Consider the following 21,370-nt stretch of genomic DNA (forward strand, 5'->3'; position numbering starts at 1 on the left):
GGCGCATCGCGCTGCTATCAGGCGCGCGAGCGATAACAGGAGAGGCGCCATGTCGAGCCACGGGGACCCGATTCCGATGATTGCCCGCAAGTCTGCGGGCCTTAAGGGCGAGGCGCATGTGCCCGGCGACAAGTCGATTTCGCACCGCTCGTTGATCCTCGGTGCGATGGCCGTGGGCGAGACCAAGGTGACCGGCCTGCTGGAAGGTCAGGACGTGCTCGACACCGCCAAGGCGATGCGCGCCTTCGGCGCCGAGGTCGAGAAGCGCGGCAACACCTGGCACGTGCATGGGGTCGGCGTCGGCGGTTTCGCGGAGCCGGGCAACGTCATCGACTGCGGCAACTCCGGCACCGGCGTGCGGCTGATCATGGGCGCCATGGCGACGACGCCGATCACCGCCACTTTCACCGGCGACGCCTCGCTGAACTCGCGGCCCATGGCCCGGGTCACCGATCCGCTGGCGCTTTTCGGCGCGCGGGCCTACGGGCGCAAGGGCGGGCGGCTGCCGATGACCATCGTCGGGGCCGAGGCCGCGATCCCGGTGCGCTACGCCACGCCGGTGCCCTCGGCGCAGGTGAAATCGGCGGTGCTGCTGGCCGGGCTCAACGCGCCGGGCGAGACCGTGGTGATCGAGCGCGAGGCGACCCGCGACCACTCCGAGCGCATGCTGACCGGCTTCGGCGCGCAGGTGCGCACCGAGGACAGCCCGGAGGGTCGGGTCATCACGCTCGTCGGCCAGCCCGAGCTGAAGCCGCAGACCATCATCGTGCCGCGCGATCCGTCGTCCGCCGCCTTCCCGGTCTGCGCCGCGCTGATCACCGAGGGCTCGGACGTGCTGGTGCCGAACATCGGCCTCAACCCGACCCGCGCGGGGCTGTTCTTCACCCTGCAGGAGATGGGCGCCGACCTGACCTTCGAGAACATGCGCGAGGAGGGCGGCGAGCCCGTCGCCGACCTGCGCGCCAAGTTCTCGCCGGACCTCAAGGGCATCGAGGTGCCCGCCGAGCGCGCCGCGAGCATGATCGACGAGTACCCGGTGCTGTCGGTGGTCGCAGCCTTCGCCAGCGGCAAGACCCACATGCCCGGCGTCAAGGAACTGCGCGTCAAGGAAAGCGACCGTATCGACGCCATGGCGACCGGTCTGCGGCTCAACGGCGTCGAGGTCGACGAGGGCGAGGACTGGTGGACGGTGCATGGCCGCGGCTTCGGCGACGTGCCGGGCGGGGCGACGGCGCAGAGCCACCTCGACCACCGCATCGCCATGTCCTTCATGGTGATGGGGCTGGCCACCGAGGCGCCGGTGCGGGTGGACGACGGCGGGCCGATCGCCACCTCCTTCCCGATCTTCGAGAGGCTGATGACAACGCTCGGTGCCGACCTCGGCCGAGAGGCCTGAGCCCTTGCGCCGCGTTCTGCCCTTCGTCGCGGCGCTGGCCGCCGCGCTGCTGCTCTGCATGGGCTATTACGCGCTGAGCGTGCTCTGGCCCGGTGCGGGCGGGTTGGCCCCGTTCGACGTGCGGGCATTCGGCTATTCCGCCGTCGAGGCGCAGCGCTACCTGCTTGCGCTGAGCGAGGAGGCGCGCTCGGTCTACCTGCTCGAGATGCGCTGGCTGGGGCTGGCCTTCCGGGTGATCTTCGGTCTCACGCTGCTGCTCGGGGCGTGGATGCTGTCGCGCGGTCGGAGCTGGTGGCGGCGTGGCATCTTCATGCTGCTGGCGCTGGCCTGGATGGGTGCGGACGCCGCCGAGAACCTGCTGATCAACGAAATGCTGCTGCGCGGGCCGGTGGCGCTCGACCGGGCGCTGGTCGAATGGTCGAGCGGCTTCACGCAGATGAAGTTCGTGCTGCTGGCGGTCTGCGCCATCGCGCTCTTCGGCCTCTGGAAGCAGGGTCGGGGCAGGTAACTTGCGGCGCATCGCGGCGGGATCCATAAAGGCCGCGATCTGACAGAAAGGGACGGCCATGGCCTTTACCATCGCCATCGACGGGCCGGCGGCTGCCGGAAAGGGCACGATCAGCCGCGCCGTTGCCGCGCATTTCGGCTTTGCCCATCTCGACACCGGGCTGCTCTATCGCGCCGTGGGGCGCAAGATGCTCGACGGGGTCGAGCCGATCACCGCGGCGCAGGAGCTGGTGCCGGACGACCTGCAGGTGGGCGGGCTGCGCACCGCCGCGGTCGGCCAGGCGGCCTCGCGCGTGGCGGCGATCCCCGAGGTGCGCGCGGCGCTGCTGGACTTCCAGCGTGCCTTTGCCCGCCGTGACGGCGGCGCGGTGCTGGACGGGCGCGACATCGGCACGGTGATCTGCCCCGAGGCCGAGGCCAAGCTCTTCGTCACCGCCAGTGCCGAGGTCCGTGCCCGCCGCCGCTTCGACGAGCTGGTGGCCGGGGGCGCCGAGACCACCTACGACACCGTGCTGGCCGAGACCCGCGAGCGCGACCACCGCGACGCCACCCGCGCCGACGCGCCGCTGAAACCGGCGGAGGACGCGATAACCATCGACACCTCGAAACTGGATGTTGAGGCCGCCGTGGCCGCCGCGATCTCGGCGGTCGGGGCGCGCAGCGCCGAACAAGTGAAGGGATGAGCATGAAAACAGTTCGCATGGGCCCCGGCGGCCCCGAGGTGCCCGCCTTCGGCATTGGCGCCATGTCCTTTGCCGAGTTCTACGGCCCGACCACCGAGGCCAATTCCTACGCGGTGCTCGATGCCGCGGCCGAGGCCGGGGTGGCGCATATCGACACCTCCAACGTCTACGGCATGGGGCGCTCGGAAAAGGCGATCGGGGCCTGGCTGAAGGCCAACCCCGGTGCCCGCGAGACGCTGCATATCGCCACCAAGGCCGGGATCACCAAGGACGCGGCGGGCAACCGCTGCTTCGACAATTCCGCCGGGCATCTCGAGAGCGAGCTCGACGGCTCGCTGGCGCGCATGGGGATCGAGCAGGTCGATCTTTTCTACGTGCATCGCCGCGAGGAGGCCCGGCCCATCGAGGAGGTCACCGAGACCCTCGCGGGGCTGGTGAAGAAGGGCAAGATCAAGAGCTTCGGCTTTTCCGAGATCGCCCCGTCCTCGCTGCGGCGGGCGGCGGCGGTGCATCCGGTGGCGGCGGTGCAGTCGGAGTATTCGCTGTCGTCGCGCTTCACCGAACTGGGGTTGGTTCAGGCCTGCAAGGAACTGGGCACGGCGCTGGTCGCCTTCTCGCCGGTGGGACGCTCGCTGCTCACCGACAGTCCGATCGGGCCCGAGACGATCGCTGCCAACCCCTTCCTCGCCACCAACCCGCGGTTCATCGAGCCGAGCCTGTCGGCCAACCTCGCGATCACCGATGGCTTCCGCGCGCTGGCCGCCGAGATGGGGCTGCCCGCGGCCGGGCTGTCCATCGCCTGGCTGCTAGCCCGGGGCGATCACGTGATCCCGATTCCCGGCACGCGCTCGGTGGCCCACCTCAAGGAGCTGCTGACCGGGCTGCACGCCACGCTGACCGAGGCTGACCTGCTGCGGATCGAAGAGGTGCTGCCCGTGGGCTGGGCGCATGGCGACCGCTACTCGGTGGCGCAGCGCGTCGGGCCCGAGAACTTCTGCTGAGTTTGCCGGGGCGCCGGGCGGGGCAGGGGGGCGCCCCTTGCCGCCGCGCGGCTCGGCCTCGGCGCATTTCTGGAAAGATGAAAGGGACAGCGCATGTCTCATGTCACCCTCGTGCGGCACGGGCAGGCCAATACCCATGCCAAGGACGAGATCAGCTATGACCGGCTGAGCGATCTGGGGCGCCAGCAGGCGCGCTGGCTCGGCGATCACCTGCGCGGCTCCGGCGAGGTCTTTGCCCGCGCCTATTGCGGCACGTTGCAGCGCCACCGCGAGACCGCGGCCGAGATGGGCATCGAACTCGAGGTGGTGCAGGACGCGCGCCTCAACGAGCTCGAGTATTTCACCATGGCGCAGCTTCTGGACCAGCAGCACGGGATTGCCTTGCCGCCGGACCGCGAAGGCTTCATCCGGCACCTACCGACGCTTTTCACCTATTGGCGCGAGGGCCGGCTCGAGGGCGCACCCGAGAGCTTCGCGGACTTCGAGGGCCGCGTGCGCGAGGTGATCGACGAGATCGCCGCGGGCGAGGGGCGGGCCGTGGTGGTGACCTCGGGCGGGCTCATCGGCATGGCGATGCGGGTGACCATGGGGCTCGAGATGAAGGCGCTGGCGCATGCCTGCCTCGCCATCGAGAACACCTCGCTGCATCGCTTCCAGCCGATCTCGACCGGGCTGTGCCTGACACTGTTCAACGCCGTGCCGCACCTCGAAGGGGCGGAGCGGTCACTGGCGCGCACGCATCTCTGACGCCCGGGTTTCCCCGCTGCGCGCTTTTCTGTAGCAAGGCGGGGAATTTGGGTTGTGGAGAGACGGATGACACATCTCTGGGTGCGCGCGGAGCAGCGGCAGAACGAGGACCGGGTGGGCGTAACGCCCGAGGGGGTGAAGGCGCTGATCGCCGCGGGGCTGCGCGTCACCGTCGAGGAAAGCCGCGCCCGGGTCATCGGCATCGAGGGCTACCGCGCCGCGGGCGCCGAGATCGCCCCGGAGAACAGCTGGCCCGAGGCGCCCGGGGAAGCGATCATCTTCGGCCTCAAGGAGCTGCCCGAAGACGGCACGCCCCTGCGCCACCGTCACATCATGTTCGGCCATGCCTTCAAGGGCCAGCCGGCGGGGCAGGTGCTGCTGAAGCGCTTCGTCGAAGGCGGCGGGGCGCTCTACGATCTGGAATACCTCGTGGGCGAGGACGGGCGGCGGGTTGCGGCCTTCGGCTACTGGGCGGGCTACGCTGGCGCGGCGGTGACGCTGCTGGCCTATGCGGCGCAGAAGCAGGGCGGCCTCTGCGCGCCGGTCTCGGTCTGGCCGGGGGCGGCGGCGATGGAGGCCGCGGTTGCCGATGCGCTCGATGCAGCGGGCGGCGCGCGGCCCAAGGCGCTGGTCATCGGCGCGCTGGGGCGGGTCGGAACCGGGGCGTCGGACCTCTGCCGCAAGATCGGCGTCGAGGTGACCGGCTGGGACATGGCCGAGACCGCCCATGGCGGGCCGTTCCCCGAGGTGCTCGAGCACGAGATCTTCTTCAACTGCATCCTCGCGCATCCCGGCACGCCGGTCTTCGTGCCGGCCTCGGCGGTCACTGACTCGCGCAAGCTGCGGGCCATCGGCGACATTGCCTGCGATCCGGACAGTGACTTCTCGCCGGTGAAGGTCTATGACCGCGTGACCGACTGGCAGGCCCCCGCGTTGCGGGTTCACGAGGAGCCGCCGCTCGACGTCATGGCGATCGACAACCTTCCCTCGCTGCTCCCGCGGGAGAGCTCGGAGGATTTCGCCGCGCAACTGCTGCCGCATCTGCTGACCCTGCCCGCGCTGGACGCGGGCGTCTGGGGCCGGGCGGCGGCGACCTACGACAGATACCTCAAGGAGGAACTTGCATGATTCATTGGTGCGGAACGGGGCTTTCATCCATCCCGGGGCTGCGACGGCTGATCGAAGCGGGCCACGACGTGATGGTTTGGAACCGGACCGAAACCAAGGCCCGCGAGGCCGTGGGCGACATCACCAACCGTATTCTCGCCTTCGCCCCCGAGGTGCTGGAGCCCGCGGTGCAGGAAGGCGACGTGATCGTCTCGATGCTGCCGGGCGACTGGCACGTGAAACTGGCCGAGATCGCGATCAAGAAGAAGGCGCATTTCGTGTCGTCCTCCTACATCTCGCCGGAGATGCGCGGGCTGGACGCCAAGGCGAAAGAAGCCGGTGTGGCGCTGGTCAACGAGGTCGGGCTCGACCCGGGCATCGACCACCTGATGGCGCATGACCTCGTCGCGGCCTACCGGGCGTCCGACGCCTTCGATGTCGAGAACGAGATCAGCTTCCTGAGCTACTGCGGCGGCGTGCCGAAAGAGGCCAACGCATTCCGCTACAAGTTCTCCTGGGCGCCGGTCGGCGTGCTGAAGGCGCTGCGCTCCCCCTCGCGCTCGATCCGCCATTTCGAGGAACTGAACGTGTCGCGTCCGTGGGATGCGCTGAGCCGCTACGATGCGCCGCTCGACCCGCCCGAGAGCTTCGAGGTCTATCCCAACCGCGACTCGCTGCCGTTCATCGAACAATACGAGTTCGGCCAGGACTGGAAGGTGAAGGACTTCGTGCGCGGCACGCTGCGCCTCAACGGCTGGTCCGAGGCGTGGAAGGAGATCTTCGCCGAGGTCGAAACCGCCGACGATGCGCGGCTGGCGAAGATGGCCTCCGACCTGCTGGCCGAGAACAAGTACGAAGAGGGTGAGCCCGACCGGGTGGTGCTCTGCGTGACGCTGAAGGCCGAGAAGGCCGGCGAGGTCGTCTGGCACAAGACCTGGGTGATGGATGCCTGGGGCGATGCCCGCGGTTCCGCCATGGCGCGGCTGGTGTCGATGCCGGTGTCCTGGGCGATCGAGGCGGTGCTCAACCGCGAGATCAAGCCCGGGGTTTCGGCGGCGCCCTCCGATCCCAAGCTGGTCACGCGCTGGCTGGGCGGCGTCGAGAGCCTCGCGCAGCGGATGATGCGCGTCGACGAGGCCGGCTGAGGCACGCCTCGGCCCGGTTTGATCCGGAAAACACAAAGCGCCGGCCCGTTTCCGCGGGCCGGCGCTTTTGCGTCAGAACGCCCCGGTGGCCGAGGGCGGACGGGTCAGGCGAGGCGGACGGTCTGACCTGCCTCGCCGCGGCGGGCGCGGATCATGTTGATCTTGCGGTATTCCTGGTGGCCGGTGACCTCGGGGCCGATCCAGTCGGGCAGGCTCAGAGCTTGATCGGCGCAGGTCAGTTCGACCTCGGCGATGACGATGCCCTCCAGCAGGCCGGTGTAGACATCGACGGTCCATTCCAGCCCGTTCTCGAGGATGTAGTGGCGGCGCTTCTCGACCACTTCGGTGCAGTGGTTGTCGAGCATGTCCTGCGCATCCGCGGCGGGGATGGGATATTCGAACTCGTCCCGGACCAGCCCGTTGCGCGGCCCTTTGAGCGAGAGCGTGGCCCGCTCGTCGTAGAAGCGCACGCGGACCTTGCGGCCGTTTTCCGTGGCGACAAGCCCGTCGCGCAGAAGCTCGCTGCGCACGACCCGCTGCTTCCATGTGTCGTCGCCCACGAGGAACTTGCGTTCGATTTCCTTTGCCATGGCAGCCTTGGAATGGATGAAAATTTGGGCTCTTTGCGAATCCAGATTTATCCCGCGCTTGGGGCGAAGGCCATCCGGGAAATGCGTGCTCTTCCGTCAAGCTGTCCCGCTATCGAGACAGGGGGCGCCGCGGGGCGAAGAGGGCGGGCGCCGCAAACGAAAAGGGGCGCGCCCGAAGGCACGCCCCTGCGTGGCCGCAGCCGAAGGGCTGGGCGGCCAGGATACGCTTACTGCGCCGCTTCGTAATGCTCGTCCAGAACCTCGGCGAAATCGTCGTAGGACATGTTCGAGTAGGGCTTGCCGTCGATGATGAAGGAGGGCGTCGCGGTGATGTTGTCGCGGGTCGCGTTCTCCTGGTACCAGCCGACCAGCGCCTTCAGCTTCTCGCCGTCGTTCATGCAGGCGTCGAGCTGGTCCTTGCCGAGGCCGGCCATCAGGCCGATCTTGCGCAGGCCGTCGGCGATGCCCTGGTCGGAGCCCGCCTTGATCCAGTCGCCCTGCGTCTTGTACATCATGTCGGCGATGCCGAAGAACTTCGTCGGCTCGCAGCGCGCGACCATCGCCGCCCACATGCCGTATTTGTCGAAGTAGACATCGCGGTAGACCAGCTTTGCCTTGCCGGTGTCGATGTAGTTCTCCTCGATTTGCGGCAGTACCTCGTTGGAGAAGCGCGCGCAGTGCGGGCAGGTGAAGGAGGCGTATTCGATGATCTCGACGGGTGCGTCCACATCGCCCTTCACCATCTCGACGATCTCGGGTGCGGTTTCCGTGGCGGTTTCGGCGGCGCTGGCCTCGCTGCTCGCCTCCTGCGCGCTGGCCGCGCCGGAGATGGCGACGCCCCCGAGGGCGAATGCGGCCGCGAACGCGGCGACGGGAAGAATGCGGGTCATGTAAGGTCCTCTTGTGGTTGCCTTGCCTGCGGCGCGAAGCCGCGTTTCTGCCTGCGGCGCGAAGCCGCGTTTCTGCCTGCGGCGCGGGGTCGCCTGTCGTTCCACGGCGCTACTGCCGCGATTTCGAGATGACGTTGCCGGCGAGGCGCTCCAGCGCCTGGCGCAGCCCGTCGTCATGGATGTCACCGGCCACCTTGTGGGCCTCGGCCTTGATCTCGGGCGAGGGTTCGGGTTTTTCGGCCTTCGGCGCGTGGCCGAAGGCGACGCGGCCCTCGGCAAAGCCGGTGGAGGCGGTCTGGGTGACGCGGACGCGGGCGATGGCATTGTAGCCGTAGACCGCGTTGACCTTTTCGCGCAGCTGTTCCTTCTGCATCTCCAGCAGCGGCGCCATGGCGCCGGTGGTGAGCAGGGTCAGCGTGGCGCCAAGCCCCTGCTGGCGCGAGTAGCTGACCTCGACCGGGCGGGCCATGGCCGCGATGTCGGCGCCGACGATCTCGTCCCAATGGGTGAGCAGGCGCGACTGCGCGAAGCCGCGGCTCTCGCTGGCCTTGCGGATCTGCGCGTTCAGCAGACCCGAGGTCTTTGCGAACCCGTATGTTGAGGTGTTGCGCCGTGCCATCTTGAATCCCTCTCTGCGGACCTATTCTAGTGACCCCGCATCCGCATGCCAGCAGGGAATCGCTTTTGTCGTCGATGATCAAGGGAATGTCAGCCACGCGTGACACGGCGCAGGCCGCAGATCTGCTCACCTGGTACGATCGCCACGCCCGGGAGCTGCCGTGGCGCGTCAGCCCGGCGGCGCGGGCGGCGGGGGTGAGGCCCGACCCGTACCGGGTCTGGATGTCCGAGATCATGCTGCAGCAGACCACCGTCGCGGCGGTGAAGAGCTATTTCGAGGCCTTCACCGCGCGCTGGCCGACGGTGTCGGACCTTGCCGCCGCCGAGGATGCGGATGTCATGGCCGCCTGGGCAGGGCTGGGCTACTACGCCCGTGCCCGCAACCTGCTGAAATGCGCGCGGGCGGTGGCCGATGAGCATGACGGGGTCTTTCCGCAGACGCTCGAGGGGCTGCGCGCCTTGCCCGGCGTCGGGCCCTACACGGCGGCGGCGGTGGCGGCGATTGCCTTCGACCTGCCCGAGACCGTGGTGGACGGCAACGTCGAGCGGGTCATGGCGCGGCTGCACGACGAGCACCTGCCGCTGCCGCAGTCGAAACCCGTGCTGACGGACTACGCCGCGGCGCTGACCCCGCAGGAGCGGCCCGGAGACTACGCGCAGGCGGTGATGGACCTCGGCGCCACCATTTGCACCCCGCGCAACCCGGCCTGCGGGCTCTGCCCCTGGCGCACCGCCTGCGCCGCCTGGGATCACGGGACGCAGGCGGAGCTGCCGAAGAAGGCCCCGAAGAAGCGCAAGCCGACCCGTCACGGCATCGCCTACCTGGTCAAGCGCGTGGACGGGGCCTGGCTGCTGGAGCGCCGCCCCGACAGCGGGCTGCTGGGCGGCATGCTGGGCTGGCCGGGCTCGGAGTGGTCCGAGGACGCGCCGGCCGATGCGCCGCCGATCCGGGCGGAGTGGAAGAAGCTCAACGCCGAGGCCCGCCACACCTTTACCCATTTCCACCTGCGCCTGACCGTGAAGACCGCGCTGGTGCCGATGGAGCGGCGCCCCGAGCGCGGCGAGTTCATCGAGGCGGAGGTCTTCGACGCCGGGGATCTGCCGACGGTGATGCGCAAGGCCTTTGCCCTGACCGCGGGCTGAGGCAGCGCGGCCACGTCACGCCGTTCGCGGCCCTTGCGCCGCATTGACCGGGCGAAGCGCAGGGCACAAGCTGCGGCAACAGACTCTCAGCACGCGCCCTGCGCCAGCCAGAGGCGATGTCGGGGGCAGATGTTGGGGACGAGTGTATGATTTCGGCAGATAAATTCGCGCGCTGGACCGCCGCCGCACCGTTCTGGCTGGTCTACCTGCTGCCCGTGCTGGTCTGGATCGGCGCGCTGAGCGGTGGGCTCTGGGTGCTGCTGCCGCCCCTGGCCACCTGGTACCTCTTCTCGGCGCTGGACGCGGCGCTGGGGCTGAACACCGAGAATGCCGATCCCCAGACCGAGGAGCACGCGCTCTTCTGGTACCGCGCCGGGGTGATGCTCTGGGCGCCGGTGCAATTCATCACGCTGTTCGCGCTGATCCGGTATGTGTCGGGCAACGACGCGCTGACCGGCTGGGAGAAGTTCGGGGTCTTCTTCGGCACCGGGGTGATGACCGGCACGGTCGGCATCGTCTATTCCCACGAGCTTCTGCACCAGCGCAACAATCTCGAGCGGCGGCTCGGGGACTGGCTGCTGGCGATGGTGCTCTATTCGCATTTCCGCTCGGAGCACCTGCTTGTGCACCACCTCTGGGTCGGCACGCCGCGCGATCCGGTGACCGCGCGCTACAACGAGGGCTTCCACCGCTACTATGCGCGCGTGCTGCGCGAATGCCCGGTCTCGGCCTTCCGCGCCGAGAAGAAACTGCTGGCGCGGCGCGGGCTGCCCTGGTGGCACCGGCGCAACCCGTTCTGGCTCTACCTCGTGCTGCAGCTGGCGATGCTGGCGCTTGCGCTGATGCTCGGCGGCTGGGGCGGTCTGCTGCTGTTCCTGCTGCAGGCGGGGGTGGCGATCTGGCAACTCGAGCTGACCAACTACGTCGAGCATTACGCGCTGACCCGGAAATACCTCGGAGAGGGGCGCTACGAGCACGTCAGGCCGCACCATTCGTGGAACTCGGCGCATACGGCGACCAATTGGCTGCTGATCAATCTTCAGCGCCATTCCGACCACCACTACAAGCCGGACCGGCGCTTTCCCCTGCTGCAGACCTACGCCGAGAGCGAGGCGCCGCAGCTGCCCTACGGCTACCCGGTGATGACCATGGCGGCGATGGTGCCGCCGGTCTGGCGGCGGGTGATGAACCCGAAGGTGCGGGCTTGGCGCCGGGCATGGTACCCGGAGATCGAGGACTGGTCGGAGTACAACAAGGCGCGCACGCCCCTGCCGAAGGGCTCAGTCTGAGGCGGGGTCTGAGGCGGAGGTCGCGCCGGGGGTTTCACACCCCCGGACCCCCGTGGGATATTTCCGCCTAGAAGAAGGCGCGGCGCCGGCGCGGGGATTGCATTCGGCCCCTGTGCTCAGCAACATGCGCGACGAAAGTTCAATGAGGTGCGCCATGTCGCTCGAGAAAGCCGCCCGCGCGGTGCGTGAAAACGCCTATGTCCCCTACTCGAAGTTCAAGGTCGGGGCGGCGATGCTGGCACCCTCGGGCAAGATCTATTCCGGGTGCAACGTCGAGAACGTCGCCTACCCCGAGGGCACCTGCGCCGAGGCCGGGGCGATTGCCGCGATGGTGGCCGCGGGCGAGACCGAGATCATCGAGGCCTATGTCATTGCCGATTGCGAGCACCCGCTGCCGCCCTGCGGCGGCTGCCGCCAGAAGCTCGCCGAGTTCGGCAAGTCCCACGCCAAGGTGACCCTGGCCACCACCGACGGCGCGACGCTGGAGACCACCGTCGGCGAGCTGCTGCCGGGCGCCTTCGGCACGGGGCACATGGACCGGGCCTGATGGATGCGCGCACGATCATCGCGGCGCTGCGCCGGGGCGAGGTGCCCTCGGACGAGGGGCTGCGCTGGTTCGCCACCGGGCTCGCCGACGGCACGGTGACCTCGGCGCAGGCCGGGGCCTTTGCCATGGGGGTCTGCCTGCGCGGTCTGCCCGAAGAGGCGCGGGCGGTGCTGACACTGGCCATGCGCGACAGCGGCCACGTGCTGCAGTGGGACCTTCCGGGCCCGGTGCTCGACAAGCATTCGACCGGCGGGGTGGGGGACTGCGTGAGCCTCGTGCTGGCGCCGATGCTGGCGGCCTGCGGCGTCTACGTGCCGATGATCTCGGGGCGCGGGCTGGGCCATACCGGCGGCACGCTGGACAAGCTCGAGGCGATCCCGGGCTATGCGACCGACCCGAGCGAGGACCGGCTGCGTGCGGTCCTGCGGGAGGCGGGCTGCGCCATCGTCTCGGCCTCGGAGGGGATCGCCCCGGCGGACAAGCGGCTCTATGCCATCCGGGACGTCACCGCGACGGTGGAGTCGCTCGATCTCATCACCGCCTCTATCCTGTCGAAGAAACTTGCGGCGGGGCTGGAGGGGCTGGTGCTGGATGTGAAGGTGGGCTCCGGGGCCTTCATGAAGACCATGGAGGAGGCGCGGGCGCTGGCGCGCGCGCTAGTCGGCACCGCCAAGGCCGCGGGCTGCCCGACAACGGCGCTGATCACCGACATGGACCAGCCGCTCGCGGATGCGCTTGGCAATGCGCTGGAGGTGCGCGCCTCCATGGAGGTGCTGACCGAGGCGGCTGGCGGGCCGCTGCTGGAGCTGTCCGTGGCACTGGGCGCGGAGCTGCTGGCGGGGACCGGGATCGACGGCGGCGCGGCGCGGCTGCGCGAGAGCGTTGCCAGCGGCGCCGCGGCGGAGCGCTTCGGGCACATGGTGCACGGGCTTGGCGGTCCGGTGGATTTCGTCGCGCGCTGGCGCGAGATGCTGCCGCAGGCGCCGGTGGTGATCGACGTGCCCGCGCCCGAGGCCGGGCATGTGGCGGCGATCGACGGCGAGGCGCTGGGGCTGACGGTCGTGCGGCTCGGCGGTGGCCGCGAGGTCGAGAGCGATCCGGTTGACCCTTCGGTGGGGCTGTCCCATGTGGTGCGTCTTGGCCAAAGGCTCGAGGCAGGGCAGCCCTTGGCGCGGGTCCATGCGGCAAGCGAGGATGCGGCGCGGGCGGCGGCGCGGGCGGTGCAGGCGGCGATCCGGGTCGGCGAGGTGCCGGACGCGGGGTCCCTGGTGCGGGAAAGGATCGCCTGATGCGGGCATTTCTTGTGGTAATGGATTCGGTGGGCATCGGCGGCGCGCCGGATGCCGCCTCCTATTTCAACGCGGGCGTGCCCGACACCGGGGCGAACACGCTGGCTCATATCGCGCAGGCCTGTGCCGAGGGGCGGGCCGAGGAGGGGCGCAGCGGGCCGCTGCACCTGCCGGTCCTGGGTGCGCTGGGGCTCGGCGCGGCCGTGCGGCTGGCCAGCGACGACGCGGTGCCGGGGCTCGCGGCGGATCCTTCGGGACTCTGGGGCGCGGCCTCCGAAAGCTCGAGGGGCAAGGACACCCCCTCGGGACATTGGGAGCTGGCGGGGCTGCCGGTGCCCTGGGACTGGCACTATTTCCCGGTCGAGCAGCCGGTCTTCCCGGCGGAGCTGCTGGCGGAGGTCTGCGAGATCGCCGGTGTGGACGGCACGCTGGCCAATTGCCACGGCTCGGGCACGGTGATGCTCGAGCAGTTTGGCGAGGAGCACCAGCGTAGCGGATGGCCGATCTGCTACACCTCCGCCGACAGCGTCTTTCAGATCGCCGCGCATGAAGAGAGCTTCGGGCTGGATCGCCTGCTGGACCTCTGCGGGAAGATCGCCCCGACCCTGCACGAGATGAAAGTGGGCCGGGTCATCGCGCGGCCCTTCGTGGGCGCGCCGGGCAGCTACAAGCGCACCGCCAACCGCCACGACTACGCGATCATGCCGCCGCAGCCGATCCTCACCAACTGGGTGCAGGATGCCGGGCGCCGGGTCTACGCCATCGGCAAGATCGGCGACATCTTCTCGATGCAGGGCATCGACGAGGTGCGCAAGGGCGAGGACGCCACGCTCATGCGCCACCTGTCCGATCTGGTGGAGGAGGCTGAGGAGGGCTCGCTCACCTTCGCCAATTTCGTCGAGTTCGACAGCCTCTACGGGCACCGCCGCGACGTCTCGGGCTACGCGCGGGCGCTGGAGTGGTTCGACGCCGAGCTGGGCCGGCTGCTGCCGCGCCTGCGCGACGGCGACCTGCTGCTGATCACCGCCGATCACGGCAATGACCCCACGTGGGTCGGCACGGATCACACCCGGGAGCGCGTTCCGGTGCTTGTGCACGGGCGCGGGGCAGGGCACATCGGGCAGATCGCATTCGCCGATGTGGCGGCAAGTATCGCGGCGCACCTGCGGGTGCCCGCGCAAGGACCGGGAAGGAGCTTCCTTTGAGAGACCCAAGAGACCACGACGAGGAAAGCCTGCACCGGATCAAGGGGCTGCCCAAGGTCGAACTGCACCTGCACATCGAGGGCGCGGCTCCCCCGTCCTTCATCCGCGGGCTGGCGCAGGAGAAGAACGTGCGGCTCGACGGCATCTTCGCCGCGGACGGGTCGTACATCTACCGCGACTTCCTGCAATTCCTCGAGGTTTACGAGGCGGCGACCTCGGTGCTGAAATCGCCCGAGGATTATGCCCGGCTGACCTCTGCCGTGCTCGAGGAATGCGCGGCGAACGGTGTGATTTACGCCGAGACCTTCATTTCTCCCGACTTCTGCGGCGGCGGCGATCTGGGCGCCTGGCGTGAGTACCTGCATGCTATGCAGGACGCGGCGGACCGCGCCGAGCGCGACATGGGCATCACCCTGCGCGGCGTGGTCACCTGCGTGCGCCACTTCGGCCCCGAGAAGGCCAAGGCCGCGGCGCTCTGCGCCGCCGAGACCGCGGGTGACTGGATTTGCGGCTTCGGCATGGGCGGCGACGAGAACCGCGGCGAGCAGCGCGACTTCGCCTACAGCTTCGACATGGCGCGCGAGGCCGGGCTGCGGCTGACCACCCATGCGGGCGAATGGCGCGGACCCGCGGAAGTGCGCCGGGCGATCGAGGATCTCGGGGTCGAGCGCATCGGCCACGGTGTGCGCGCCATCGAGGATCCGGGGCTGGTCGAGCTGATCGCCGAGCGCGGCATCACGCTCGAGGTCTGCCCCGGCTCCAACGTGCGGCTCGGGGTCTACCCGGCGCTTGCGGCGCACCCGATCCAGAAGCTGCGCGACCGGGGGGCAAAGGTCACCGTGTCCACCGACGACCCGCCGTTCTTCCATTCCACCATGGTGCAGGAATACGAAAACCTTGCACGCACCTTCGGATGGGAGGAAGAGGACTTCATCGAGATTGCCAAGACCTCCGCGAACGCGGCCTTCTGTTCGGCCGGGACGCGCGAGGCGCTGCTGAAGAGACTGGAGAGCGCATGAAACACCTGACCGTCGTCGATCACCCGCTGGTGCAGCACAAGCTCACGCTGATGCGCGAGAAGGACACCTCCACGGCCTCCTTCCGCCAGCTGCTGCGCGAGATTTCCCTGCTGCTGGCCTATGAGGTCACCCGCGAGCTGCCGGTCACCACCAAGCACATCGAGACGCCGATGTGCGAGATGGCGGCCCCGACCATCGAGGGCAAGAAGCTGGCGCTGGTGTCGATCCTGCGCGCCGGCAACGGGCTGCTCGACGGCATTCTCGAGCTGATCCCCGCCGCGCGCGTCGGCTTCGTCGGGCTCTACCGCGACGAGGAGACGCTGGAGCCGGTGCAATATTACTTCAAGGTGCCCAAGAACCTCGAGGACCGCACGGTGATCGCCGTCGATCCGATGCTGGCGACGGGCAATTCCTCGGTCGCGGCGATCGACCTGCTGAAGCAGGCGGGCGCGAAGAACGTGATCTTCCTGTGCCTGCTCGCCTCGCCCGAGGGCGTCAAGCGCATGGAAGAGGCGCATCCCGACGTGCCGATCATCACCGCGGCGCTCGACGAGAAGCTCAACGAAAAGGGCTACATCGTTCCGGGACTAGGGGATGCGGGCGACCGCATGTTCGGCACAAAATAAGCCCCCTCAACGCTTTACAGCTGCGCGGCGCTCATGCAATGCTTGCCGCGCAGCTTCCTGGGGGGCGACATGCGTATCAAGGTTCCGGCGAGTCTCGCCATTCTGGCTCTGGGCACGGCGATCGGCCCTGCCTTCATTGGCGCCCCCGTGCTGGCGCAGCGGATCGACACGATCAGCGATCCGGCGGAAGTGCCCCCGGCCAGCTATACCGCGTCGCAATATGTCGACAGCCGCGGCTGCGTGTTCGTCCGGGCCGGTTTCGATGATGCGGTGATCTGGGTGCCGCGGGTCAGCCGCGCCGGCGAGCCGGTCTGCGGCTATGCGCCGAGCCTGTCGGGTCAGAGCCGGACCGCGACCGCAACGCCCCAGACCGCCCCGGCAGCGCCGGCCGAGCCCGCTCCTGCGCCCGCCCGCACCGCAACCGCCCGGCCCGCGCCGACACCTGCGCCGGCGCCCACCACTCGCAGTAGCCAGCCGATGACCACCGTGGCCTCGACGCCCGCGCCCGTGGTCAAGGCCCTGGCCTCCAAGCCACCCGCCGCCCCGGCACCGCGCGTCGTGGCGCGCGTGCCCGCGCAACATGCGGCCCCGGCCCCCGCAGCACCGGCGAGCGGGCTCATCGGCGGCGCCTGCGCGCCCGGCTTCAGCGGCGAGATCGTCAGCAATGGCCGCACCGTGCGCTGCGGGCCCCAGACCGCGCCCTATGCGACCGAGGTGCGCCGGGGCGAGGCGCCGGCGCCGGGCAAGAACGTCTATTACAACCAGGGCGGCGGCGTCGGCAGCTGGCAGGACGGCAAACTGATGGTGCCCGGTGGCACCCGCATCCTGCCGCGCCATGTCTACGAGGACGGCCCGGCGGAGCGGACCATTGTCCCCTCCGGCTATCGCCCGGCCTGGGAGGATGACCGGCTCAACCCGCATCGCGCGCTGCAGACGGTCAAGGGCTACTACGACACCCAGCGCGTCTGGACCCACGAGGTGCCCTATGCCTCGACCGCCGGAACCGTGGCCACCGCGGTGGCGCCGCGGGTGCGTTTCGAGGGCGATCCGGCGCTGAAGCCTGCGCCGTCGACGACCGGGAGCTCCGTCGTCGCGGTGGCTTCCGACAGTGCCTCGGACGATAGCGGGGCGCTGCGCTACGTGCAGATCGGAGCGTTCAGCACGGCGGCGAAGGCCGCGGATGCCAGCCGCCGCCTGCAGGCGGCCGGCTTGCCGGTGCAGGAGCTTCTGCGCAAGTCCGACGGCATGCGCCGCCTGCGTGTCGGCCCCTACGCCGACGACCGCGCGGCGCAGATCGCCTTGGCCAAGGTCCGCGCCACGGGCTATCAGGCGGCAAGCCTGCGCTGATCGCGCCCGTCAGCTAGACAGAAATATCCCGGGGGAGGCCGCGTCAGCGGACGGGGGCAGCGCCCCCTGCCACCTCGATATTTGCCACCCAAGGGTCCCGAGGGGCCGCGATAGTCGCAGGCGGCGCAGGCAAACATCGGCTGGGCAGCGCCCCCTCATGCCTGTCAAGCTGGCTTGCCTGTCGAACTGGCCATGCCGCGGCCAGGGTCTTCACAGGTCAGGGCCTTAGAAGGTCAGGGTAGCCAATTTCTCGCTCATTAGGGCCTCAGCCGCCGCAGATTCCCTGCAACCGCACCCAGTCCGCATCGCTCAGCACCGGCACGCTGCCCTCGGCGGCGCGGGGGTCGCCCTCGACCAGCGGCAGCACGGCTTCGCCGGTGATGTCGCGGGCGTAGGCATAGGGCGAACTGCGCAGCTCGATCTTCGCGAAGCCGGCCAGCAGCGCGTCGGTGGGGACGGGGGTCTGCGGGCGTGTCAGCAGCTCCTCGGCGTAGCTCTCGAGCGTGCCGCGCGGCAGCGAGCCGGTGGTCAGCAGCTTGAGGCTCGACCAGAGGCCCGCGTGGCGCAGCAGGTCGCCGAGCGGGTCGGATTGCTTCGCCCGCAGCGACTCGGCGAGGATGTAGCCCGCCGCCACGTCCGGGTCCTCGTAGTCTTCGAGCAGATCGCCGCTGACGAGGATGATGCCGCCCGGCAGATGCGCCGTGTCGCGCACGCCGTCGCGCAGCACCACGAGATCGCCGCGCCGCGCTTCGCCGAGCACGCGGGTGGCAAGGTGGCGCAGCGGGCGCTGCGCCTCGCTGGTGCCGCAGGGACGCCCCGAGACGCGGGCGATCTGGCTGAGCAGCGCCTGGCCGATCTCGACCCGTTTGGCCCGGGGCACGACGCGTTCGGCATGGTCCAGCAGCGCCCCCGGCAGCCAGAGCAGCACCCCGGCGGCAACCAGCGCGGCGATCACGGAGATCATGCGCAGGCGCAGCTTGCCGGGCTTGGGACGGCGCCGCTCGATGTCGCGCAGCACGCGGTCGATGGCGTCGATCATCGTGCTCTCGTCCTCGGCCAGCTCCAGCGTCTCGCCGGGATCGCCATCGGGATGGTAGAGCGCCGGGCTGCGGCCCTTGTTGGCGCGCACCACGGCGGCCATCGACCAATGCGAGAGCGCGCGGCCGGAGATGTCCGAGACGGTGAGCGTGGCATCGCCCATCGACAGGATCACCTCGCGCCGCTGCGCATCCGGCTCGGGCCGCCAGAGCGCGGTGGCTTCGAGGCGCTGGTACTCCTTGAGGGCTGTCATGCTCGGGGTGCGTTCTCGGGGCGATCTTCGGGGGCGTTTCTGCGGCGCTTTTCCGGGCCGAAGGGCCCGCTGCTCTGCCTGTACTCCGCCTCTGCTTAGCAAGCTCCCCGCGCAGGAGCAATCGCTGCCGCGCGGCACGGCGTTCACGTCGCGCCGCGATGCGGTCACGGTTGCGAAAAAGACGCGTCCGGCAGGGCTTGCAGATGTTCAGCCCCGCGACCGGAGGCTAGGGTCGGCGACATGATCATCTCGGCCGGCCGCAATTACATCTTCGTGCATATCCCCAAGACCGGGGGCAGCTCGCTGGCGCGGGCGCTGGAGGCACGCGCGCAGCGCGACGACATCCTGATCGGCGACACGCCGAAGGCGCTGAAGCGCAAGGCGCGGCTGAAGGGGCTGACCCCGCGCGGGCGGCTCTGGAAGCATTCCACGCTGGCCGATATCGACGGCATACTGACCCCGGGCGAGATCGCCGGGATGCGCCGTGTCGCGCTGGTGCGCAACCCGTGGGACCGGATGGTGAGCTATTACCACTGGCTGCGTGTGCAGAGCTTCGATCACCCGGCGGTGCGCCTGTCGCAGGCGCTCGATTTCGCGCCTTTCGTGCTGCACCCGCAGACCACGGCGAGCCTGAGCGCCTGGCCCAGCTCGCGCTACCTGAGCGATGTCAGCGGGGCGGACCGCGGCGACATCTGGCTGCGGCTCGAGCATCTGTCCGAGGACCTCGCCCCCTTCGAGGCGCATCTCGGGTTCCGTCTCGAGGTGGGGCACGAGAACGCCTCGGAGCGTCGCCGCGACTACCGGGGCTACTACAACGCGCGGACCGTGGACCACGTCGCGCGGATCTGCGCCGAGGATATCTGGCGCTTTGGCTATAGCTTCGACTGAGGGGACGGTGCCGGGTTTATGGCTCCGGTTTGGGAAATTATGCCAAGTTAAAGGCGATTAACCATTTCGTTAACCATTTGTTAATGTCTTGGCGATTTGACTGGGCCCACGGTCGCAACCTCGTCTACTGGCGGCCGTGCCAGGGGGTGAACCGCTCCTATGATCGTTTCCGTTTTCTGTATGCTGGCAAGCATTTGATCTTGGTTCGGGTACACCCTCTGGCGCTTTTTGATCCCCGCCGAACTTGCTCCGATACTGCGGCTTCCAACCGCTCCGTGGCCGACCTGAGCGGCAGCGATCCGTCTCCATGCGTCAGTCGATCGGGTCGAGAAGCGCGTTTGGCAGGGTGCAATCCTTAACCACGTCCTGGCCGCAGGGCACCGGCTCCAGCTCCTTGGACAGGCACAGCCGCGCTTCCTGGACGCGGCCGGAACGGCAGGTGATCGTCAGCATATCCGGCTCGAGGCCGGGGTTGGCCTGCAGGAAGGCGTCCTCGATCACCTTGACGGGCAGGGTGACCGGCGCGTCGAGCCGGCGCAGCACCTCGGGGCGGGTCACGCTCTCGAAGGCGCGCCGGGCGAGGGCGAAGTAGTCCTGTGCCGGCAGGCCGGCGCAGGCGCCGTGCTTCTTCCACTGGTACCAGGCCAGACCGGGGGTGCCCATGATGTCGGCCATGGCGGCGGTCTCCTGGCGGCTCGGCGGGCGGGTGGAGGTCTCGCAGTACTCGGGGTAGCCGCGGTGATACTGCGGCCAGAGCCCGTGCAGCACCCAGCCCAGCTCGCGGTCGCATTGCGGCGAGTTCCGCGCCTCGCCCTCGAGCGCGCACCAGGTCGGCGACCAGCTCAGGGACATCACGTAGTAGTCGAAGACCCCCGCGCGCTCGCCATCCGCCCGCAGCGGCGCGGCGAAGATGACGGTGAGGAGCAGGATCGGCAGCCAATGCATTTTCTCTTCCCTCTTGGGTTCCGCGCGACTATATAGGCCCGAAGTTCCCCGACAACGGTAACCCGTCCTGGAGAAGTAATCCGGGACCTCCCGAGGCCAGCGCCTTGGGGGAGGGGAGAAGATTTACGTAAGGAGATGACCCATGGCAAAACTGCTGCATCCCAAGGCGACCGCTGTCTGGCTCGTCGACAACACCACCCTGACCTTCAAGCAGATTGCCGACTTCACCGGCATGCACGAATTGGAAATCCAAGGCATCGCCGACGGTGACGTGGCCGGCGGCGTGAAGGGCTTCGACCCTGTCGCCAACAACCAGATCGAGCAGATCGAGATCGACAAGGCCGAGAAGAATCCGCTCGCCAAGCTGAAGCTGAAGTACAACCCCGCCGCCGTCGACGAAGACAAGCGCCGTGGCCCGCGCTACACCCCGCTGTCGAAGCGCCAGGACCGTCCGAACGCGATCCTCTGGCTGGTGAAGTTCCACCCCGAGCTGACCGACGGCCAGATCTCCAAGCTGGTGGGCACCACCAAGCCGACGATCCAGTCGATCCGCGAGCGCACCCACTGGAACATCCAGAACATGCAGCCGATCGACCCGGTCGCGCTGGGTCTGTGCCGCCAGTCCGAGCTCGACGCCGCCGTGGCCAAGGCCGCGAAGAACCGCGACGAGGTGATGACCGACGACGAGCGCCGCAAGCTGGTGTCGACCGAGCAGAGCCTCGGCATGGACAGCCACGAGCCGCGTCTGCCCTCGGCGATCGAAGGTCTCGAGACCTTCTCGCTTTCCGACCCGCGCGGCGAGGACGACGAGGAAGAAGACAAGGGCCCGAGCGATTTCTCGGACGCCGACAGCTTCTTCAACCTGCCGTCCAGCGACGAGGATGACGACGAGGACGACAGCGACGATCCGCGCGGCTGACGCGCGTTTCCACCGGTTTCGGGAAAGCCCGCCGCAGCCTTGCGGCGGGCTTTTTCTTTGCGCTGGCCGGGCGCCGGTAGCTTTCGTCTCCATGGCATCGCGGACACGGAACTTTTGTCTTTACGTCAACCGTTTGTGCGCCAGATTGACGGGCTCTCTGCGAGCGGCTATCGCCCGC

Annotated in this window: 22 protein-coding genes; 17 read left to right on the forward strand and 5 right to left on the reverse strand. The window is 69.0% G+C overall.

The genetic code is table 11. The features are described 5' to 3' along the window. The first annotated feature begins 49 nt into the window (after window positions 1–49). The 7 genes from aroA (at window position 50) to LC039_RS09145 (ending at window position 6,586) form a co-directional block, all read left to right on the forward strand. Window positions 50–1,396 (forward strand): 3-phosphoshikimate 1-carboxyvinyltransferase, encoded by a 1,347-nt coding sequence (gene aroA / locus LC039_RS09115; protein ID WP_226623427.1) that lies wholly within the window; start codon window positions 50–52, stop codon window positions 1,394–1,396. Window positions 1,397–1,400: 4 nt separating this feature from the next. Beyond that, window positions 1,401–1,904 (forward strand): hypothetical protein, encoded by a 504-nt coding sequence (locus LC039_RS09120; protein WP_226623429.1) that lies wholly within the window; start codon window positions 1,401–1,403, stop codon window positions 1,902–1,904. A gap of 58 nt (window positions 1,905–1,962) precedes the next feature. Continuing rightward, a complete protein-coding gene (locus LC039_RS09125) occupies window positions 1,963–2,586 on the forward strand; it encodes a (d)CMP kinase (RefSeq protein WP_226623431.1) in 624 nt (207 codons plus the stop codon). 2 nt (window positions 2,587–2,588) lie between these two features. Further along, window positions 2,589–3,587, forward strand: coding sequence for an aldo/keto reductase (locus LC039_RS09130; protein WP_226623433.1), 999 nt, complete (start codon window positions 2,589–2,591; stop codon window positions 3,585–3,587). A gap of 93 nt (window positions 3,588–3,680) precedes the next feature. Further along, window positions 3,681–4,334 carry a histidine phosphatase family protein gene (locus LC039_RS09135; protein WP_226623435.1) on the forward strand — a complete coding sequence of 218 codons (654 nt, stop codon included), beginning with the start codon at window positions 3,681–3,683 and terminating at the stop codon, window positions 4,332–4,334. 66 nt (window positions 4,335–4,400) lie between these two features. After that, window positions 4,401–5,462, forward strand: coding sequence for a saccharopine dehydrogenase (locus LC039_RS09140; protein ID WP_226623437.1), 1,062 nt, complete (start codon window positions 4,401–4,403; stop codon window positions 5,460–5,462). Further along, complete coding sequence (locus LC039_RS09145) at window positions 5,459–6,586, forward strand: saccharopine dehydrogenase C-terminal domain-containing protein (protein WP_226623439.1); 1,128 nt, start codon at window positions 5,459–5,461, stop codon at window positions 6,584–6,586. Before LC039_RS09140 ends, LC039_RS09145 begins: the two co-directional genes overlap by 4 nt. Before the next feature lie 104 nt (window positions 6,587–6,690). Here LC039_RS09145 and LC039_RS09150 read toward each other — a convergent pair whose 3' ends face one another. The 3 genes from LC039_RS09150 to LC039_RS09160 form a co-directional block, all read right to left on the reverse strand. Beyond that, window positions 6,691–7,176, reverse strand: a complete 486-nt coding sequence (locus LC039_RS09150; protein ID WP_226623441.1) for a CYTH domain-containing protein — start codon at window positions 7,174–7,176, stop codon at window positions 6,691–6,693. 227 nt (window positions 7,177–7,403) lie between these two features. After that, window positions 7,404–8,066, reverse strand: a complete 663-nt coding sequence (locus LC039_RS09155; RefSeq protein WP_226623443.1) for a DsbA family protein — start codon at window positions 8,064–8,066, stop codon at window positions 7,404–7,406. A gap of 109 nt (window positions 8,067–8,175) precedes the next feature. Next, window positions 8,176–8,685, reverse strand: coding sequence for a DUF721 domain-containing protein (locus tag LC039_RS09160; protein WP_226623449.1), 510 nt, complete (start codon window positions 8,683–8,685; stop codon window positions 8,176–8,178). A gap of 86 nt (window positions 8,686–8,771) precedes the next feature. On the opposite strand from LC039_RS09160, the gene mutY reads away from it, so the two are divergent. From mutY to LC039_RS09200, 8 genes are all read left to right on the forward strand, one after another. Further along, window positions 8,772–9,827, forward strand: coding sequence for an A/G-specific adenine glycosylase (gene mutY, locus LC039_RS09165; protein WP_226623456.1), 1,056 nt, complete (start codon window positions 8,772–8,774; stop codon window positions 9,825–9,827). Between the two features lie 146 nt (window positions 9,828–9,973). Then, window positions 9,974–11,116: an alkane 1-monooxygenase gene (locus LC039_RS09170; protein ID WP_226623458.1), complete on the forward strand. Its 1,143-nt coding sequence runs from the start codon at window positions 9,974–9,976 to the stop codon at window positions 11,114–11,116. Window positions 11,117–11,270: 154 nt separating this feature from the next. Continuing rightward, the gene (locus tag LC039_RS09175) at window positions 11,271–11,663 is read left to right on the forward strand and encodes a cytidine deaminase (protein ID WP_413463819.1); all 393 of its coding nucleotides are present in this window, start codon (window positions 11,271–11,273) and stop codon (window positions 11,661–11,663) included. Further along, on the forward strand, window positions 11,663–12,952 hold the full coding sequence (locus LC039_RS09180) for a thymidine phosphorylase (protein WP_226623461.1): 1,290 nt from the start codon (window positions 11,663–11,665) through the stop codon (window positions 12,950–12,952). The genes LC039_RS09175 and LC039_RS09180 overlap by 1 nt, the downstream gene beginning before the upstream one ends. Then, a complete protein-coding gene (locus LC039_RS09185; RefSeq protein WP_226623583.1) occupies window positions 12,949–14,157 on the forward strand; it encodes a phosphopentomutase in 1,209 nt (402 codons plus the stop codon). Before LC039_RS09180 ends, LC039_RS09185 begins: the two co-directional genes overlap by 4 nt. Then, a complete protein-coding gene (locus LC039_RS09190) occupies window positions 14,154–15,176 on the forward strand; it encodes an adenosine deaminase (RefSeq protein ID WP_226623463.1) in 1,023 nt (340 codons plus the stop codon). Before LC039_RS09185 ends, LC039_RS09190 begins: the two co-directional genes overlap by 4 nt. After that, window positions 15,173–15,802, forward strand: a complete 630-nt coding sequence (gene upp, locus LC039_RS09195; protein ID WP_226623464.1) for a uracil phosphoribosyltransferase — start codon at window positions 15,173–15,175, stop codon at window positions 15,800–15,802. The genes LC039_RS09190 and upp overlap by 4 nt, the downstream gene beginning before the upstream one ends. A 69-nt stretch (window positions 15,803–15,871) precedes the next feature. Next, the gene (locus LC039_RS09200; RefSeq protein WP_226623465.1) at window positions 15,872–17,149 is read left to right on the forward strand and encodes an SPOR domain-containing protein; all 1,278 of its coding nucleotides are present in this window, start codon (window positions 15,872–15,874) and stop codon (window positions 17,147–17,149) included. Window positions 17,150–17,414: 265 nt separating this feature from the next. Here the strand turns inward: LC039_RS09200 and LC039_RS09205 are convergent, their stop codons facing one another. Next, on the reverse strand, window positions 17,415–18,440 hold the full coding sequence (locus LC039_RS09205; protein WP_226623466.1) for a hypothetical protein: 1,026 nt from the start codon (window positions 18,438–18,440) through the stop codon (window positions 17,415–17,417). A gap of 240 nt (window positions 18,441–18,680) precedes the next feature. On the opposite strand from LC039_RS09205, the gene LC039_RS09210 reads away from it, so the two are divergent. Then, window positions 18,681–19,328, forward strand: a complete 648-nt coding sequence (locus tag LC039_RS09210; protein WP_226623470.1) for a sulfotransferase family 2 domain-containing protein — start codon at window positions 18,681–18,683, stop codon at window positions 19,326–19,328. A 312-nt stretch (window positions 19,329–19,640) separates the two neighbouring features. Here LC039_RS09210 and LC039_RS09215 read toward each other — a convergent pair whose 3' ends face one another. Continuing rightward, window positions 19,641–20,273 carry a ribonuclease T2 gene (locus tag LC039_RS09215; protein WP_226623472.1) on the reverse strand — a complete coding sequence of 211 codons (633 nt, stop codon included), beginning with the start codon at window positions 20,271–20,273 and terminating at the stop codon, window positions 19,641–19,643. Window positions 20,274–20,415: 142 nt separating this feature from the next. Between LC039_RS09215 and LC039_RS09220 the strand changes: the two genes are divergently transcribed. Then, complete coding sequence (locus tag LC039_RS09220; RefSeq protein ID WP_226623474.1) at window positions 20,416–21,192, forward strand: DUF1013 domain-containing protein; 777 nt, start codon at window positions 20,416–20,418, stop codon at window positions 21,190–21,192. Window positions 21,193–21,370: the final 178 nt, after the last annotated feature.

This window comes from Alloyangia pacifica (assembly GCF_020524285.1).
GTDB classification, from domain to species: Bacteria; Pseudomonadota; Alphaproteobacteria; order Rhodobacterales; family Rhodobacteraceae; genus Salipiger; species Salipiger pacificus_B.